The following is an 18,100-nucleotide window of genomic DNA, read 5'->3' as shown; positions in this document are numbered from 1 at the left end:
AAAGTAACTTGCTAGCTTGTTGTGTGTTGGCTCGAATTGTGCAGCGATATCATCACAAGGGTGAAGAGATACTGGGCAGATTCTGCCGACGGATTCATTATTTTGTGAATTTCCATTCGTCAAATAAGAACTTTCCGTTCCCGAATACGAAGTAAATGTCGTGTTTGCCTTTTATCTGTTTGTCCAACGGCTTTGTCAATGTTTGCCACGTATCGGTATCAAAGGTCAAGGTGGATAGGAGCGGACCGTCTGGACTGTCCATGTGTATTTCGATGGAGCCTTTCCCTTTTATCTTCATCTGTATGGCTTGAGGTGATTGCGGGAATTCCGCACCGCGGACACAGATGGCCTGTCCGCTCTTGTTTCCTACGGCAGACATGTTGCCTGTCTGTCCGGTAGGTTCAAAGGCAACGCCGCGTGTGGCGGCTGTGGTCTCGGCCTGTTGCTGCGCAAACGGGTCGAGAGGCTTGATTTGTGAAACGCCCTTGGCTGTGGCTGTGCCCATGTGGATAGTGAGGTCCTTTTCGTCCACCTCTATTTCTTCCACGCAGATACTGCGGACGCCCACTTTGAGGTCGCGGCTGTCCTGCAAGCCCAGTGAGTGGTAGAAGAGATAGTACTTCCCTTGAAATTTTACCAGATGTGTATGGTTGTTGCTGTCGGACATGCCATAGTCGCCGGGATTTTTGAAGTAGTTGTCCCGATAGGTCCAGCTGTCTGTCTCAAGTGGCGTGCGACTCGTCATGTAGCTCATGCAGCACCGGCTCGGCTTGTCTATATCCTTGTGGGGCCATGCATCCCGGTTCTTCCAGTTGGTGTTGTAGGTGTAAATCCAAGTGCCGTTCAGATAGTTCAGTTCGTTTGCTTCAAAGTGGTATGGCGCTTTTATTTCAACTATTTCGCTGTCCAGCGTCTTCATGTCATTTGCCAGCCGCACGATGCGTGCGTCTCCGGGAATGTAGTCGTCGCTGTCGCCCCCGCCAAAGGAGAGCCAGCCGATGCCCTTGTCGTCGATGACTACTCCCGGATCGAAGGGAGCTTTACACTTGCCGAGTCCTGGAGTATTGCCGTCTACCACACATTTGCCCAATGGGTCTGTCCAGGGCCCCACGGGGGAAGTGGCAGTCAGCATACCTACACCGGAACCGCTGTTGGAGTAGTACAGATAGAAGTGGGTTTTGCCGTCGGCCTCCTTGCGCGAAGCGATGGAAGGTGCCCACGAAGCCATTCCCCAGGGAGCCAGAGCCTTTACATTGATTACTCCGTGATAAGTCCAGTTCACCATGTCGTCAGAAGAGACCATCGTCAGCGAATGGATGTGCTGATAGGTGTTTTTCCCGTTACGGCCCACTACATCATATTGCTGGTGGTCGTTAGTGCCGTACACATAAATGCGGCCGTCGTGCACCACTGCTGTGGGGTCGGCCATGTATTGGAAGTCGAGAAGGGGATTGGCATTGCCGGTAGAGAACTTGGGCGAGAATTCAAAAGATTCTTCCAAAGCGCTGTCTGTAGAAACCGGAATGTTTTCAGAAGAGGCGATGCTGTCTGCCCGGAAGGGGGCTAAGGGGATGCCTTCCGTTGAAAAAAGGTTGCCTTGAGCAGCGTCACTGAAGCAGTAGCGAATGGAAACCGGGCTTTCGATTCCTTTTACCGGGACAATCAGCTTTCCCCCGTCTATCCTGGCCCGGGCCTCTTGCCATTCCTGGCCGGCTGCGGCCATCATCAGCCCCTCTATCCTTTTCCCGTGTACGGCCAGTCCGTTCTTTATGTCTTTGAAAGAGATTGTCACATGGTTGCCTTTGCGGCAGGCGCTTTCAAAGACCGGGCTTTTATAGGGGCCTGCATATATATGGTATGTATCGTCCAGTGCAAGATTGGCGAGACGTTTGCCTACGCTTCTTTTGTCACGTGGATGGATGTCCTGCACATTGTCCACCAAATCTGACACGGTAATCATCTTGACCTTGTCCAGCATTTCGGGCAACATGGCCTGCTGCTCGCGTAGCAGTGCCGGTCCGTTGTCTTTGGAGTGGTATTGGAAGGGGGCTATCTGGACCAGATAGAATGGGAATTCCTTGTTAAATCCGGTACGCCACGAGCCTATTAGCCGCTGCATCACCCGGGCGTAGGAGCTGGCACGGCCTTGGTTGGCTTCTCCCTGATACCAGATGCATCCGGCAATGCCGTAGGGCATCACGGGATAAATCATGCTGTTGTACAACGTGCCTGTTTCAGCCGGAAACCAAGGATTGGATTCATACGGATAGTCGCACAAGATCGGGTCGCTCATTACGCATTCGCGGGGCGTCCATGTCTCGGCGGTGGTTCCGCCCCATGCGGCTACGATGATTCCTACCGGCACGTCCAGCTCTTCCTGGATGTTGCGGCCGAAGAAGTAGGCCAGGGCACTCGTGCTGCGCATCGTTTCGGGCGTGCACTGTGTCCATTGCGAGAAACAGTTTTCTTGAGGGAACGGGGCGGCTATTCTGGCCACGTGAAAAATTCGGAGATTGGGACAATGGGCATTTGCCGTTTCCTCGTCTCCGTTCTTTATGCCGTGGTTGGCGCTCCATTCCATATTGGATTGTCCGCTGCACAGCCAAACTTCGCCTAGCATGACATCGGTCAAGGTTACTTCTGACGAGCCGCTGAAACGAATCTCATAAGGTCCGCCGGCTTCGCCGGAAGGTACACGGGCTGACCATTTCCCCGTATTATTGACTTGGGTTTTGATTATTTCTCCTTTCATCCATTCGGGGGCGATGGAAATTGTTTCTCCCGGAATACCCCATCCCCAGAAAGTAAGTTCTGAGTTACGTTGTAGCACCATATGGTTGGAAAATATGGCAGGGAGTTGTATCGCTGCTTGCAATTTCAGGATGCCGAGCAGCATAAATAAACTTAAAAGGGTAAGATAATGATGATATTTTTTCATACGAGTATTTATTTCCATAATGCAAATTAATAGCTGTTTTTAGAAACCATTACATTTTAACCGTTACTTTTTTCCCATTATAAGCCACTGCCTTTTTTGCGCCATCAGCAGTTACTATGTTGAATTTCCGTTCTTTCAACATACCGGAAAACTCTCCTTTCCGATTTTCAATAGTGAGCATGCGAGTACGGTCATTCCATTTCATCGTAATGGTGCTGTACATTCCTTTTTCATAATTGTAGTTGTCATTCTCGTCTTCGTAAAGTGTGAATTCGCCGTTACAACCGGGATACACTTTTATCTCCAAGTTGTCCCATGATTTTTCGGTGCTATACTGCACTTCGGGACCTATTGGCAGGATGGAACCTGCTTTCACATAAAGTGGTAAAATGTCAATAGGGGTATCTTTCACGATATATTGTCCGCCGGAGTGTTTCTGATTGGTCCAAAAATCATACCATTCCGTATTTTTAGGCAGATATATTCGCATAGACTTAACGGTACTGAAATCTTCTACACGGATGGTGTCCGAAACTGTTTGGGTATACATGGGTTGGGTTACAGGGCATACCAATAGGGATTTGCCAAACATATACTGATTGTGGATGTTCCACACGTTGCGATCGTGGGCAAAATCCATTGCCAAGGCACGCATGAAGCTGGACTGATTGGCAGTTACCTCCCAGGCAGTTGTGTAGATGTATGGTAACAAACTGTAGCGTAACCGAATGTATTTCTCAATCGCATCGTATATTGGCTCGCCTTTTTTGCCGAATTGATAGATTTCTCTGGGAGCACCTTCCCCATGTGATCGCATCATGGGACAGAATGTACCGAACTGTATCCAACGGGCATAAAGCTCGCGATAATCCGGGTCATCCAGCATCAAGGGATATTGCCATAGGAAGAATCCGCCGATATCGCTGTTCCAATGGGGAATGCCGCATAGTGAGAAGTTTAATCCCGCAGGTATTTGCTTCTCCAAAACTTCCCATGATGCTGTGATATCTCCTGTCCATGTATTGGCACCATAACGTTGCTGGCCGGCAAAGGCTGAGCGGGTAAGGATAAATACGCGTTTATCCGAAGTTACGGCACGCTGGTGGTCGTACACTCCACCTACACTCATTAAAGGGTAGGCATTGCGTACTTTACGGAATGACCCCAAATAGGTGGGCGTGTCAAAATCTTCAGGAATGGGGTGAAAATGGTCGGGTTCGGTAGAGTCCATCCACCAGCCGTCTATACCCACAGAACGTAGGTTCTCGTTCAGGTACTTCCAATAGATGTCGCGTGCTTGCGGATGGTAGGCATCGTACACGCGGGCACCGGATGGATAGTCCATATTGGGAGGCCACTTCTCGGAACCGGATTCGGGCCATGTGCGGAAGTTGAAGAGCATGTTCCCTTTATCCAACTCGTGATAGGGTTTGGTATGTGGTCCGAAAGCTGACCAAATGGAGATGATAATGTGGGCATTCATTCCGTGTATGTCTTCCATCATTTTTTTGGGGTCGGAGAATTCTTCGTTCAAAAAATCCATTGCGTTCCACAGGTAGTTGCTTCCCCAGTATCTCCAATCCTGGATAATTCCATCGAGGGGCACACCCAGTTCGCGGTATTTTTGCACTACGCCAACAATCTCTTTTTGGCTTTTGTAGCGTTCACGGCTTTGCCAGAATCCATATGTCCATAATGGAAACATGGGCACTTGTCCTGTGAGGTAGCGCATCTGGGCAACTACTCCATCGGCATTTTCGCCGTACATGAAATAGTAGTCAATGCAGTCGCCGACTTCAGAAAGGAAGGATGTCTCTTCTTGATTGTCTTTGAAGATGGTTGGCGAATAGTTGTCCCAAAAGAGACCGTAGCCTTTGACGGACTGGAAGAAGGGAATCACATCCTCAAGATTGTCTTGGATAAGGCGTTTGGTCTGGTTACGTTGCGACATTTTGCCGTTTTGCAATTGTCCCAATCCATAAATAGCTTCGTCTTTCTCTAAGGTGAACGATTGATAAACGCTGAAGGTTTTTGTGCCGGCATCGTTGAAATCATCAAAACGTGCGCCTTTATTTTGTTCCTGCAACAGCGATTTTCCATCGGAAGAGGCAAAAGTTATTTGTCCGGTCTCTTCGTTGAGATGGACTGTAAGCTGATGGCTTTTGATAGTCAATATGCCCCCTTTCGAAGAGACGGATAGTTTTACTTTTTCCGGTTGCCCGATGACCGACAAACTTTCTTTGGTATACTTCCAGCCGTCAGGCGATTTTAAGATTCTCACTGTGACAGGAGAGAAGAAGCTAATATCTATATTTATACCTTGCACAGTGCTTTTTATGCCTTGTGAGGTGCGTTGGTAGGTTTGTGCTCTGCCTTGTTCTGCTATGAAAAATGTCAGCATCAGCAGGACAAATAGTCTTAAAAAAAATCCCTTTTTCATACAATATCAGCAGTTTAACGGTTAGTGATTTTCAGTACCAAAGAAATAGGATTGGGTGTCTTGTCTTTGGGAAGGTCAATAAGCAAGCCTTTGGAAGTTCTTCTGAACTTTGCCTTTCCACCTCCTAATAATTCTACCTTTTCGATTTCTCCTTTGCAGTAGGGACTGCCGATAGCCAGTGATTTTATCTGTATTTTTCCGTCTGAGGGCCATTTCATGATATGGGCATACAAGTATTTCCCTTTTTTCACAAACCGGATGTCGGCAGAAGTGTAGGGTGCGTTCTTGCCTTCGTTGAATCCTGCTCCGTCCAAAGGTATTGCTGTTTCTGTGGAGGGACCTTCACCATAAATACACCAGGGACGTGTGTCGAATATTCCTTCTCCGTTCACCTCCATCCAGGCGGCTATGTCTTCCAGAATTTTTTCTTCCTTGTCGTCGATGGTGCCGTTTCCTTTCATTGGTACGCTTAGTAATAGGTTGCCATTTTTACTGACGATGTCAATGAGCATGTGGATGACGGTCTCGGCTGATTTATACCAGTTGTCTTCGTAAGCAGAGCGGTTATAGTGCCAAGTACCGAGGCAACTACAGGTTTGCCACGCCTTGTCCTGGCATTCCGATGGAACCCCTTTTTCTACATCCCATACGATGGCCTCTTTATGTTTAGCTTCCAGCTTCTTTCCGAAGACTACGGCATTGAGATTGCCCTTGTGAAGCTTCATGTTTTGGTTATAGTAGTGCGACACGACTTTCAGCCCCGTATCGTTGATGGGCCAGAAGGGGAGTACGCTGTCGTCGAAATAGACCAGGTCGGGATGATACTTGTTTATCATGTCCACTGTGCGGTCGAAGAAGTTGTCGTAGTAGCTCTGTGGGGGGACAGAGGTTCCTTCGGGCCAGTCCCATGCAGCCCAAGCATGTCCGCTCAGGGCATGATTCTGTACGTATAGCTCTTGCGGGTCGTAGCCTTCCCACCATTTTCCCTTGCCGTCTTCCTTAGTCACTACGCGGGCATCGTAGGAGATTCCTGCGTATGGGCCTTTCTTGTCGGCTCCTTGTGCAGTTTCATACCATGTCCAAGCATGGGAGGAGTGGATGCTGACACCGAAGGGAAGTTTGTTTTTGCGGGCCGCTTTCTCCCATTCGCCCAGTACGTTTCGCTTGGGGCCCATGTTGACGGAGTTCCATGATTGGTATTTACTGTCCCACAAGTCCATGTTGTCGTGATGGTTGCCCATAGCAAAGAAATATCGGGCACCGGTTTTCTTGAAAAGGGCTACCAGCCTCTCCGGATTCCATTTTTCGGCTTTCCATTCGTTGATTACATCCTTGAAGCCGAATTCCGAAGGATGTCCGTAATGCTCCAAGTGCCACTTGTAGGCAGCACCGCCCTCTTCGTACATGCCACGACCGTACCAGTCGCCGGCTTCGGGTTGGCATTGCGGACCCCAGTGTGCCCATATGCCGAATTTGGCGTTGCGGAACCATTCGGGCACTTCGTATTGGGACAATGACTCCCAGGTAGGTGAGAACTTGCCCGGTTCTGCTTTCTCTTGTTGTGCCAATGCACTGCCCCCTTGCAGGATGCAGGCGGATAGGAGAATTGTTTTAAAGATGTTTCTTTTCATACCTTTATTGTTGTTTACAAAATGTTTATTTCCTTTTTGAATACATTGATGAACGGATTATTCTGTTTTGTCCATATACTCCATGATAAACCCATATCGGTAGGAGCGATTGCCGTCAATGGTGTATGGCTTCATGGTCTGTGCGCCCCATCCGTCGTTTCCACCTACTCCGTGTATGTTGGAGTCGATATTCAGGTTGATGAAGTCGCGTTCGGGCAGTTCGTGCGCATGTTCTTTCCCTTCTAGGTCTTCTTCCCCGTAGGGCCATATACGGAAACATAGGGGTTGCAGGCCTTTGACTTGTATTTTCCATCGCTCACTGTCTCCCAGCATGAACCAGCGTGTATCGCACCGGTTGGCATTGTCTTGCGGTACGATGTAGTTCGTGATAAATTCGTGTATGCCACACTCGTAGACTCCCAGGAAAGCGGAGCTCTTGCGGTCGGGATAGTTCTCGAACTTGCCGCGTCCGTACCAGGCTATCCGATTCAGCGCCGAGGGCATTCTCATGCGCATACCGAATTTGGGCATCAGCGGAATATCTTCCTTTTCAGGCTGATAGGTTGCTTCTACTTGTATGCGGCCTTTGCCGTCCACAGTGTAGCGGAGATGGTAACCGGCTCCTATCCGGGGGAGGGAGAGACTGGCATCCACTATCACCATACCATCGTTTACGGTTGCTTGGTATGCCTTTACGATACGTTTTTGCTCTGCATTTTTCCAAGCGCTCAAACGTTCATTGTAGCCGTTGCGGACCTGAATGTCATTTGCCGGTTTCCAAAAATAGGGTTCCAAGGCACTGTGCAACAACTCTTCTCCCTTGACTCGCCAACTCACCAAAGCACCGGTACCTTTTTCTATGGTGAACAAGGCATCGGCGGCTATAATTTCCACCGCTTCGGGTGTCTCCTTAAACGTGGCCTTCCCGCCGTCATCCTTCAATTGTGGGAATTCATAGTCATGATACGTAAGTTGTTCCTTGGCAACTTTGAAGCCCTTCTCTGCCCACGTCGTGGATTCCTTCAACGTGGCATATACATTGAGGCAAAGTTCCCCACACTTATCCGGTCTTGAAGGTACCTCCAGCAGATTCCCTTCGGACAAGTGGAGGTCGCCGTTGCGTACAGCCTTTCCGTTGCATATCCACTCATAGCTGTAATCGAATTCATCCAAATCGGAAAACGCATACCCGTTGGTCAATTTGATTTGCTGTGTTCCCTTCTTTTCAAACTTGATGTATTGATATACTTTTTGTACTTCATAGTAATGGGGGTGAGGCACCCGGTCGGGAGATACCAGCCCGTTAATGCCGGTGGGACCGTCGTTGGGATAGTCCCCGAAATCTCCTCCATACGCCCAGAATTCATCGGGCAGTAATGGGAGTGACGAGGGGCTCTCGCCGAAACTTAACGGTGCACCGTTAAGCTTTTTAGGAATGCCTTGGTCTACCCAGCACCAAATGGCAGCTCCGATAATACTTTCGTCCTTTTCAATCACATCCCAATACTCCTTGAGGTTGCCGATGGAATTTCCCATGGCGTAGGCATACTCTCTCATGAATACGGGGCGGTCGGTTATTTTCTCGCCAAGTTCCTTCAAAGCGTTGGGATGCAGATAAGCTTCGTCATAGACATCGGATACGGTGCGGTCTGTATCGTCGTATATCGGTCTGGTGGGGTCTAAGGCACGGATTGTGTCTGCCATAGCTCGCAAATTGGCACCGCTTCCACCCTCGTTGCCCAATGACCAGAATAGGATGCACGGATGGTTCTTGTCCCTTTCCACCACGGCTACTGCCCGGTCCACATGGGCCAGTGTCCATTGAGGGTTGTCTCCTAATACTTTGTTCCCCAAACCGTAGGCATGACTTTCGTGGTTCGCTTCGTCCATTACGTAGATTCCATACTTGTCACATAGCTCGTACAGCAATGGCAGATGTGGATAGTGGGACGTGCGTATCATGTTGATGTTGGCTTGTTTAATCAGCCGGATATCTCTCTCCATCGTCCGGCTGTCGACAAAGAATCCCATACGGGGATGGAAGTCGTGACGGTTCACTCCTTTCAGCTTGACGGCTTTCCCGTTGACTTTGAAGACGTCTCCCGCGATTTCTATTTTCCGTATGCCCCAATGGTATTCGAACGATTCCAAAAGTTCATTCTTCCTGCGAAGCTTGATGTGGATGTCATATAGATGCGGTTTTTCGGCAGACCATAGTTGAGGCTCCCGGAGCATTTCGGACAGTGTGACGCTCGTTTCAGAAAAGGCCTGAATAGTACCTACGGGAGCCACCATTTTTTTGTCGAGTTTATTTCCTCTGTTGTCTTTCCCCACCAGGTTTATTTCTACGGTCAGGTCTTTTACTTTACGGTCGGTCTGGTTTCTTATCCAAATTTCGGTTCCGAATGTAGCTGAACGCATGTCGTCCGACAAGTCGCTGCTGAACCTATAGTCCCGGATATTTGTCCGGGGACGTACCCATAGCTCTACCGGCCTGAGTATTCCACTAAGCCGCCACATGTCCTGGTCTTCCAGATAACTGCCGTCCGACCACCGATACACTTCCACTGCCAGACGATTGGCTCCGTTCTTCACAAATTCGGTTATGTCAAACTCGGCAGGCGACATCGAATTCTGGCTGTAGCCTACCCGCTCTCCGTTTACCCAGACATACATGGCCGATTTTACTCCTTCAAAGTGAAGGTATAGGCACTTGTCTTTCATATCGGGCGTCACTTCGAACGTGGTGACATAAGAGCCTGTGGGATTTCTGTGCCCGTAACTGTAATATTCGGCGGGAGGCTCGCTTGTCACTCTGGGTGCATCCTTCTGGAAGGGATAGTTTACGTTGGAATAGATAGGTTTCCCATAACCTTGCAATTGCCATGCTCCCGGCACTGTGATGGTATCCCATGTGTCGGTATTGAAATCATTCTTGTAGAAGTCGGCCGGGCGCTTTCCCGGGTCGGCAGACCATTGGAATCGCCACTTGCCGTTCAGGGATATGATTTCTTTGCAATCGACTTTTTGCGAAGGCAATGTCAGTGTGGCATGATACGGCTCTTTGTTGATGCCGACTACAATAGGATTCTCCCAGTCCGGAGCTTCTTGGGCGCCGGCATATAGGGCACTTAGCAATAGAAAGGCAAATATCTTTTTTCTCATTTTTTCTCATGTTTTCTGATGGTCAATAAACTTCCATGATGAGAACTCCCCAGGGGGGCAATGTTACATGGTCTCCTTCTTTTACAGTCTTGCCGGAAATCAGCTCTTTGGATGTCGGATAGTTATGAGTGATTTCTTTACTCTCGCTGCTGTAATTGAAGAAGTAACGGATGGCTTTTCCGGCTTTGTTTATTCCCGAACGCTGTATGATGGGGAACACGTCGCTCTCTGAAGAGATGATACCGGCATGGATGGCTGCCTTTCGCACGATGGCATTCAGCAATTCCTGCGAAGGGTAGGCTCCTATGTAGGTCAGTTTGCCTTTGCCATACTTGTTTTCGGTGACAACGGGCCATTTGCCGAAGAACGGATGCTCTGCATAAGCCAACGGGGTGGCTGTCTCGGGAATCAGGAATTCATACCAGTCGCTTATCTGGTTCTTTCCCTCTAATTGAAAGGGGTTATCCTTTAATGATAAGTCACCGATAGTGGAGAATTCCTGGTAATGGAAGCCGCAGGCTTTGCGTAGCGGCCCGGGAGCCAAGGTGGCCCGAACTGCGGAGTGCTCATTGCAGTAACCGCTTTTGTGCATCATTACCACGTGTCCGCCGGACTGTACGAATTCATCAATGGCTAATAGCAATTGGTCGGTAGCCACATACAAAGGGGGAATGACAAGCATGTCATATCCGCTGAAATCGGTTGTCTTGTCACAAGGGATGATGTCCGTTTCTATGTTTTGGAAATAGAGGGCTTTATGCACCATATCAATGGGATAATTGCTCTTGTAAGTGTAGGGCATGAAGCCGAGAGCATGATAAGAATCATGACTGTAGAGGATAGCTACCCGGTTTTTCTTTTTCAAGTTCACGATGTGGCTGCCTATTCTTTCCAACTCTTTGGCGGTGGTGGTGAATTCCTTGTATATGCGGTTGGGCTGGAGGTCATGGCCCAGCACGCCTCGCCAGTATGTCTCCTGCCCGTAGTGCAGGGTAGACCAGTGCCAGTATTCCACCATATTGGCTCCGGAAGCATAATGTGCGTACACATTCTGCCGCAACTGGTTGTCGTAGGGAGGAAACTGGGTGCGGGCATCCCAGCCGATGCCTTGTGCGTTGGTTTCCATGACGATGTAATTGTTGTCGGCCACGGTGCGCACGAAGTCACCGGCATAAGCGATGCGCTGGCCGTCTTGTTTATCCTGTACATCGTGATAGACATTGATGGCAGGATATTGCATCTGCCTGAAACTTTCCACTTGGTCTATATTATGGAAGTCGGGCATAAAGCAGTGGGTGACAAATTGGTCTTTACGCTTGTATTCATTTACAAGGTCGCACTGCCAATTCAGAAAATCGGCCACTTCCTTCCGGTTATAGCGTTCCCATTCATTCTTGTACGAGGGGCTTGTCACTCCATCGCGCGGATAGAACTCTTCCCAGGTGTTGATGTTCATTCCCCAGTAGTTCATTCCCCATTCCTTGGCAAGCAGATTCAGGTCATTGTTGAATTTCTGTTTGATGTAGTTCCTGAATCCGAAGAAATAGTCTCTGTTGTTTACTCCGCGCGCTTCTGTTTCGTTGTCCACTTGATACCCGATGACTGCCGGATGCTGTGCATATCTTTCCAGCATCTTGCGGATAATCCGTTCGCAATAGAATTGGTAGGTCGGGTTTGTAAAATCCATGTTCTGTCTGATTCCATAATAGGCTTTGTTTCCTTTGGCGTGTTCTGCCAGCACTTCCGGGTGTTTGTATGCCAGCCATGCAGGAATGGAATAGGTGGGAGTTCCCAAGATGACTTTGATTCCTGCTGCATGCATCTTGTCCAGAATGCGGTCCATCCATTCAAATTCAAAATTTCCTTCTTGCGGCTCAAATACTCCCCAGGCAGATTCTCCAACGCGCACTACTGTCAGGCCGGCTCTTTTCATCAGCCGGATATCTTCATCCAGTCGCTCATAGGGCATATATTCATGATAGTAGGCTGCACCATAAAGCACGTTGTCGAATGAATACTGCGCTTTTATTTGTAAAGCGCTTAAAAACAACACTAATAGAATAAAGTAATTTTTGTTTTTCATAATCTTACCAGTCCGATACAATATTTTTATTTCATCATAGGTCTTATGCTGATGGTTCTCCGATATTCCTGCGGCATCGCCTTGTAAGCACCGAATACACCGCGGGCCGTACAGCCGACCCCGGTAGTGGCATAATCGAGATTCAGGGTCATGCCTTTCTGCTTCTGCAATTGGTAGGTATACATCGCTTTCGTCAGATTGTCTGTGCTGTACGGATAAATGTTGAAGTTGAACCATTCGTTCATCTTGAATTGAAGGCCGATGCCTTTGTCCGTGGTCAGTTGCAGCCAGCGTACATCTGTCCGCAATCCGTAATCTTGTGGCATTAGATAGGGCTCGTACATAGCTTGTACGGTAGAGGCATATATCCCCATCGGATAGCCGGTTTTCCGGTCCGGATAGTTCTCTTGCGGTCCTCGGCCGTACCATTTCACTTGGTCGAGCGCATCGCTTACGGTCAGCGTAAGTCCTATGCGAGGAAACCAAAGCGGCATTTTCCCTTCAGGCTTCAATACATGGCGTATCTCTATCGTCCCTTCACTATTGATAATATACTCATAGTGGTTGATGATGCCGTTGTTCTGTACTCCTTCGATGTAGAGGTCTTTTTTCTCTTTTTCTCCTTTGCCCATCAATTCCGCATCAATGATGTGTATATGTACGCCTTCGGTGGTTTCGGACACCGAAAAAGAGAGGGGCTGATGTGTCAGGCGTTCAATCCCTGCAGAATACATTTCTGTGGCTACCGTGTATCCGTAACCTTCTTTCCAGTTGGAGGAGCGGGCGCTGGAGGCATTCCAGTTGTCCAGCTCATTGGCCAGCGGGGCACGCCAAAGATTCAGCCGGAGCGGTGATTCCAGCAGTTCCATATCTTGAACAACCATCGACGTCAGTTGTCCGTCGGTACGGTTGAATACATATTTGAAGCCATCTCCGGAGACAACCAATTCTTTCTCCGAAAGTGAATAGGAAGGTACGCCTTGAGCCTTTTCTTCCGAAGAGCATGGCAGGCTCCAAGGCAGTTCAAGTTCTTCCCATGCCACCTCATGTCCGGCTTTTGCCCACAATTCATCTTTTTTCAGGACGGCATGAAGCATCAGGCGGTATTCTTTGCCGGGAATCAGGGCTGGCTTCTTATAAGGTATGTGCACCAGCTCTTGGCTAAGCGGCGCTGTTGAGAGTGCCAAGTCGCCCGATTGAATAACCTTGTCATCTTCTTTCAATTCCCATCGTATGGCATATCGGGAAGCATTTGTATAATGATTGCGATTCCATAACTCAACGACTCCCTCTGTCACATCCGACATGGAAAAAGAAAGAGGTTGTCCGGTTTTCTTCATTTGCCACATTTCGGGCTGTACGCTACGGTCGGGCCAGATGCTGCCGTACGTACGTGCACCGATGCCGTAACTGTAGAATGTACCATTTTCCGTCTCTTGCTCAAAATCTAGCCACAGAGCGGCTTCTTCCGGGTGAAAAGAGGAAGTCAGTGCCTTGGCGAAAATGCCGACTTCGTCCATTTGAGCATCGCAGATGTAGACCGAAGTCTCTTGGCCGTGTGTTTCTGCATTCCGACCGATGTTGACGGGGTAGGGGAAGTTCCGGATATTGCCCGATGCTTGTGTGGAGGCCTTTTCTGCTCCGTCTATATAGATGGACATTTTCTGTCCGTCGTAGACGCACGTCACTTGATGCCAGTTGTATTCCCAGTCAGTAGGCAAGGAGGCGCATACGGAATGCTTTTTATCAGTATAGATATAAAATTCCAGTTTGTCTTTACCGCGTTGTTGCAGCCCGAACTGATAATTGCCTTTTGTGATGAATGAGCCGCAACTGCTTACCAGTTTCCGGGGGTAGATTCTGCAAGTGAGTGTCAGTTCATTACTGTTCAACTCCACATTGTCTGCACGATAGACCTCTACCCATTGGTCGTGACCGTTCAAGTCCAGCACCGTGTTCTTTCCTTCCTTCACCAAGCGGGCATTTCCCATCAGATGGGCGGGAGTATGGAAGGGCGAAAGGTCGTCCACTTGCCTTATCCGTTCGGTCAGTCCCGGACTTACAAAATCCCAGATGGCCCCTCCTATCAGGCGGGGATGTCGGTAGATGGCTTCCCAATAATCGTCCAGGGCACCGCCGGCATTGCCTGCAACCGATAAGTATTCATCCATAAACGATGGTCGGGAATCCTCTCCTATGCCTACCTGCATTTCCAGTTCCATAGGAGTAGGGTAACGGGGTCCGATAATATCTTCTGCCGGATGGGAGAATGCATTTCCGCCATACATCCAGAAGCGGGTGGGGTCCAGCGATTTCCCTTCTTCAATGGTGTGGGTAATGTTGATACCTTCACCGCTTTCGTTTCCTGCGCTCCAGAACAAGACGCAGGGATGGTTTCTGTCCCGTAACACCATTCTGCGGCATCGCTCGCGATACATCTCTTCGTATTCCGGGAGACTTGAAATCCATTCCGAGGCATGGGCTTCATCGCCCACCTCGTCTATGATATAAAGCCCGTATTCATTGGCCAGTTCCAAATACTTATTCACCGGAGGATAGTGAGAGGTACGTACGGCATTGAAATTAAACTGTTTCAACAATTCAAAATCCTTGCGTATGGTGGCTTCGTCCATGACATGTCCCTCTTCGGGATGCTGCATGTGCGAATTTTGTGCATTGACTTTCAGTGGGATACCGTTAAGATAAAAAACACCGTCTTTGATTTCCGTCTTTTTGAATCCGATGACCGTTTCTATCTTGTCTTTCTGCAGACCGGCCGGATTGGATAATTCCAGACCGAGCGTATAAAGCTCGGGTGTCTCGGCTGTCCATTTCCGGGGTTCTTGTACCAAGGTATGCAACTGTATTGTCTTTTCCGCAGCGTCCATTTCAAATGGAGCTGCGGAAAAGTTACAGATAATCTTGCCGTTTTTATCCTTTAAGTAAGCTTTCAATCCATAATTCTCATTTGGCTTCTTTTGGTAGTCCTTGATTTTTACCTGAATACTTAACTGCGAATCGGTATACGTATTATCAAACTCTGTGATTACTTGCCAGTCGAATATCCTGACAGCAGGTGTGGCGTACAACCATACGTCGTCAAAGATTCCGGCCAGTCGCCAATAATCTTGTCCTTCCAGGTAATAGCCGTCCGAATACTTTAGTACACAGACAGCCAGCGTGTTTTCGCCCGGCTTCAAATAAGGAGTGATGTTGTATTCGGCAGGTTCTTGTGCTCCTTCATTGTAGCCCACTTCATGACCGTTGACCCATACAAAAGAAGCGGATGCCACTTTCTCGAACCTTAAAAATATCTGGTCTTTTGCTGCCCAACTTGCAGGTACCTTGAATGTTCGCCGGTATAGTCCGGTAGGGTTATACTCTTTGGGAGCATGTGGTGGATTCACCCCGAAGGGAGCAGATACATTTCTGAACAGCTTGTCACCATAACCTTGCATTTCCCAGTTTGAGGGAACTTTGATGTCGCCCCATTGCTTATCCGGGAATTCGGGGTTAAAAAAGTGTGCAGGTATCCCTTCCGGTGTATCGCACCAGAAAAACTTCCATGTCCCATTCAGTAGCATGCTCTTTTCGGGCATATGCCAAGCGTGTCCTTCCTCTTGTCCTTTTTCAAATACAGAAGGGTTGTCTATATACCAGAGCATATCCTTAAGGAAGGATTTGTCTTGTGCATAGGATTGCAGGCACAAGGCTACTGAACACAATGGCAGAAACAGTTTTCTCAGATTCATTTTTTTGTAATTCGTGCTGTCCATCCACCGCCGGGTGCCAGTTGTACATTGAGTTTGTCTTTGGCAGTGACGATGCGTACTTCTTTTTTATAGTCGGTAGCTTCACGGTCGGCATTGATGCCGTCGGCAAAGATTTCGGCTTCGTAGTTGCCTTCGCTGAGGAAGGAGAGGTCGATGGTGCAGCTACGCGGAGTCCAGTTGGTCATGCTGCCTACAAACCAAGTGTTTCCTTTGCGGCGTGCTATCGTGATGTATTCGGCTATTTTACCATCAAGAGCAATGGTTTCGTCAAAGGTAGTGGGAACCTTGGCGATGAAGTCGGTGCATTCCTGTTCCTTCATGTATTTGCTAGGACTGTCGGCAAGCATCTGCAAGGGTGCTTCGAAGACGGTGTACATAGCCATCTGGTGTACACGTGTACCTTGACTCATGGGGTGGTCGTTGACGGAGCGGAACAGGGAACGGGTGGCATTTACCATAGCTCCCGGCGTATAGTCCATCGGACCGGCGAGTTGGCGCAGATAGGGGGCGGTAACGTCGTAGCGCGGGAAGTCATGCAAGGGTGCACCGTTCACGATGGGCTCCCACTTGCTGTTTTCCAGTCCTTTCACACCTTCAAAGTTGAGGATGTTGGGATAGGCGCGCTGGATGCCGAAGGGTTTCAGTCCGTGTAGGTCAAGCAACATGTGATGCTTGGCGGCACATGCTGCGAGTTGTTCGGTAGAAGAGATGGCGAGTTGGTCGTCGCGGTCGAAGAAATCAATTTTGAAACCTTTGATTCCCATTTGTGCATAGTGGCTGATAACTTGTTCCACGGCAGGGGAGATGTCGCCTCCTCCCGTAAGATTGCGCCAGCTTGCCCAGAGGATGATACCTACGCCTTTTTTGTTGCCATATGCCACCAGTTCTTCGAGATTGATTTCGGGACTGATGTCTTCCATTAATGATTCCTTTCCGCTCCAACCTTCGTCGATGATGATATACTCCAGCTGGTTTTCGGCGGCAAAGTCGATGTATTTCTTATAGGTGGGCGTATTCATGCCTGCCTTGAAGTCCACGCCGGTCAGGTTACAAGTATTCCACCAGTCCCATGCCACTTTTCCGGGTTTAATCCAGGATGTGTCAGCGATGCGGCATTCGGGTGCGAGGCGTTGCATCATGTCGTTGTTGGCGAGTTGTGTGTCGTGGGTAACAACAAGCACGGCACGCCAAGGATAGGTCTGTTTCCCTGTGGGACGCCCGTTGGGGCAGAAGTAGGGGGCATTGTTGGGCTTGCTGATAACGTCGGCACGTTTGGTAGGGACGAGGTTCAAGCGGTCATAGCCTCCGATGACTGTTTCCTGTGGATAGGGGGCGAATTCTGCCTTCACTCCGTGGGGCATCTGTGGGTTGGCAGTGAGGAACATGCCGGGATAGTTGGACAATCCGGCTTCCATAATGACGGCTTTCTTTCCGTTCTCCAGTTCTACCATCAGCGGAGTAATGGCAAGCGAGTCTTTGTACATGCGAGAGAGGGGGGCCTCATCGTAGTAGGACTCGAAGGAGTAGCAGTAACGCTCGCCGGCGCGATTGTCGTTAATATAGGGCACGAAAGCGTGGTAATCGCGGTCGAAGTTGAACTCGGCAATCTCGTTCTTCACGCAGAAAGGCTTGCGCAGTTCGGAAACAAAACGATAGGCGGCTCCGTCGTCGTAGGCACGGAACTGTATGCTGTAGCCGTTACGGCATTTCAGCGTGAGTTGGTTATAAGTGTCCTTCACACTCGCCTTTTTGTAGAAAGGAGTGGGGAAGGAAGTGTCGACGGAAGTACGGGTAGCTTTGGTCACCTTCACATCTTTGCCGAAGGTGAAAGCAATGGGCTTTCCCTCAGCTTCGGTGCATTGCATGGCAATGTCCGAAGGCAAAAGAACGCTGGTACCGTCGTGGGCAATCGCCCAGTTGAGGTTTTTCCCGGCTTCGATGTTGACAATTAGTTTTCCGTCCGGTGAATTCAGTTGATATTGCTGTGCTTGTGCCGTCAATGCACAAGAAAGCAATAGGCTGGCGAAACAAGTGCTGATTCTGTTCATTTTTATTTGATTATTGATTATG

Annotated in this window: 7 protein-coding genes; all 7 read right to left on the bottom strand. The window is 49.1% G+C overall.

The annotated features are described in order from the left end of the window. Window positions 1-97: 97 nt before the first annotated feature. From DWY55_RS13460 to DWY55_RS13430, 7 genes are read right to left on the bottom strand one after another with little or no spacing between them, the layout of a single operon-like run. Window positions 98-2,938 (bottom strand): family 43 glycosylhydrolase, encoded by a 2,841-nt coding sequence (locus DWY55_RS13460; protein ID WP_227212766.1) that lies wholly within the window; start codon window positions 2,936-2,938, stop codon window positions 98-100. A 49-nt stretch (window positions 2,939-2,987) separates the two neighbouring features. Beyond that, window positions 2,988-5,378 carry a TIM-barrel domain-containing protein gene (locus DWY55_RS13455; protein WP_009037730.1) on the bottom strand — a complete coding sequence of 797 codons (2,391 nt, stop codon included), beginning with the start codon at window positions 5,376-5,378 and terminating at the stop codon, window positions 2,988-2,990. A gap of 14 nt (window positions 5,379-5,392) precedes the next feature. Next, window positions 5,393-7,009: an alpha-L-fucosidase gene (locus DWY55_RS13450; protein ID WP_057281390.1), complete on the bottom strand. Its 1,617-nt coding sequence runs from the start codon at window positions 7,007-7,009 to the stop codon at window positions 5,393-5,395. 57 nt (window positions 7,010-7,066) lie between these two features. Continuing rightward, the gene (locus DWY55_RS13445; protein ID WP_005830298.1) at window positions 7,067-10,174 is read right to left on the bottom strand and encodes a glycoside hydrolase family 2 TIM barrel-domain containing protein; all 3,108 of its coding nucleotides are present in this window, start codon (window positions 10,172-10,174) and stop codon (window positions 7,067-7,069) included. Between the two features lie 22 nt (window positions 10,175-10,196). Beyond that, on the bottom strand, window positions 10,197-12,257 hold the full coding sequence (locus DWY55_RS13440; protein ID WP_005830295.1) for a beta-galactosidase: 2,061 nt from the start codon (window positions 12,255-12,257) through the stop codon (window positions 10,197-10,199). Between the two features lie 26 nt (window positions 12,258-12,283). Continuing rightward, the gene (locus DWY55_RS13435; protein WP_229031903.1) at window positions 12,284-16,009 is read right to left on the bottom strand and encodes a glycoside hydrolase family 2 TIM barrel-domain containing protein; all 3,726 of its coding nucleotides are present in this window, start codon (window positions 16,007-16,009) and stop codon (window positions 12,284-12,286) included. After that, a complete protein-coding gene (locus DWY55_RS13430; RefSeq protein ID WP_005830289.1) occupies window positions 16,006-18,078 on the bottom strand; it encodes a glycoside hydrolase family 97 protein in 2,073 nt (690 codons plus the stop codon). The genes DWY55_RS13435 and DWY55_RS13430 overlap by 4 nt, the downstream gene beginning before the upstream one ends. Window positions 18,079-18,100 lie beyond the last annotated feature (22 nt).

The sequence above is a fragment of the Bacteroides sp. AF25-38AC genome, assembly GCF_003602995.1.
In the GTDB taxonomy this organism is placed as follows: Bacteria; Bacteroidota; Bacteroidia; order Bacteroidales; family Bacteroidaceae; genus Bacteroides; species Bacteroides uniformis.
Note: the sequence above shows the minus strand (reverse complement) of the source record. Positions and strands in the feature narration are given on the sequence as shown.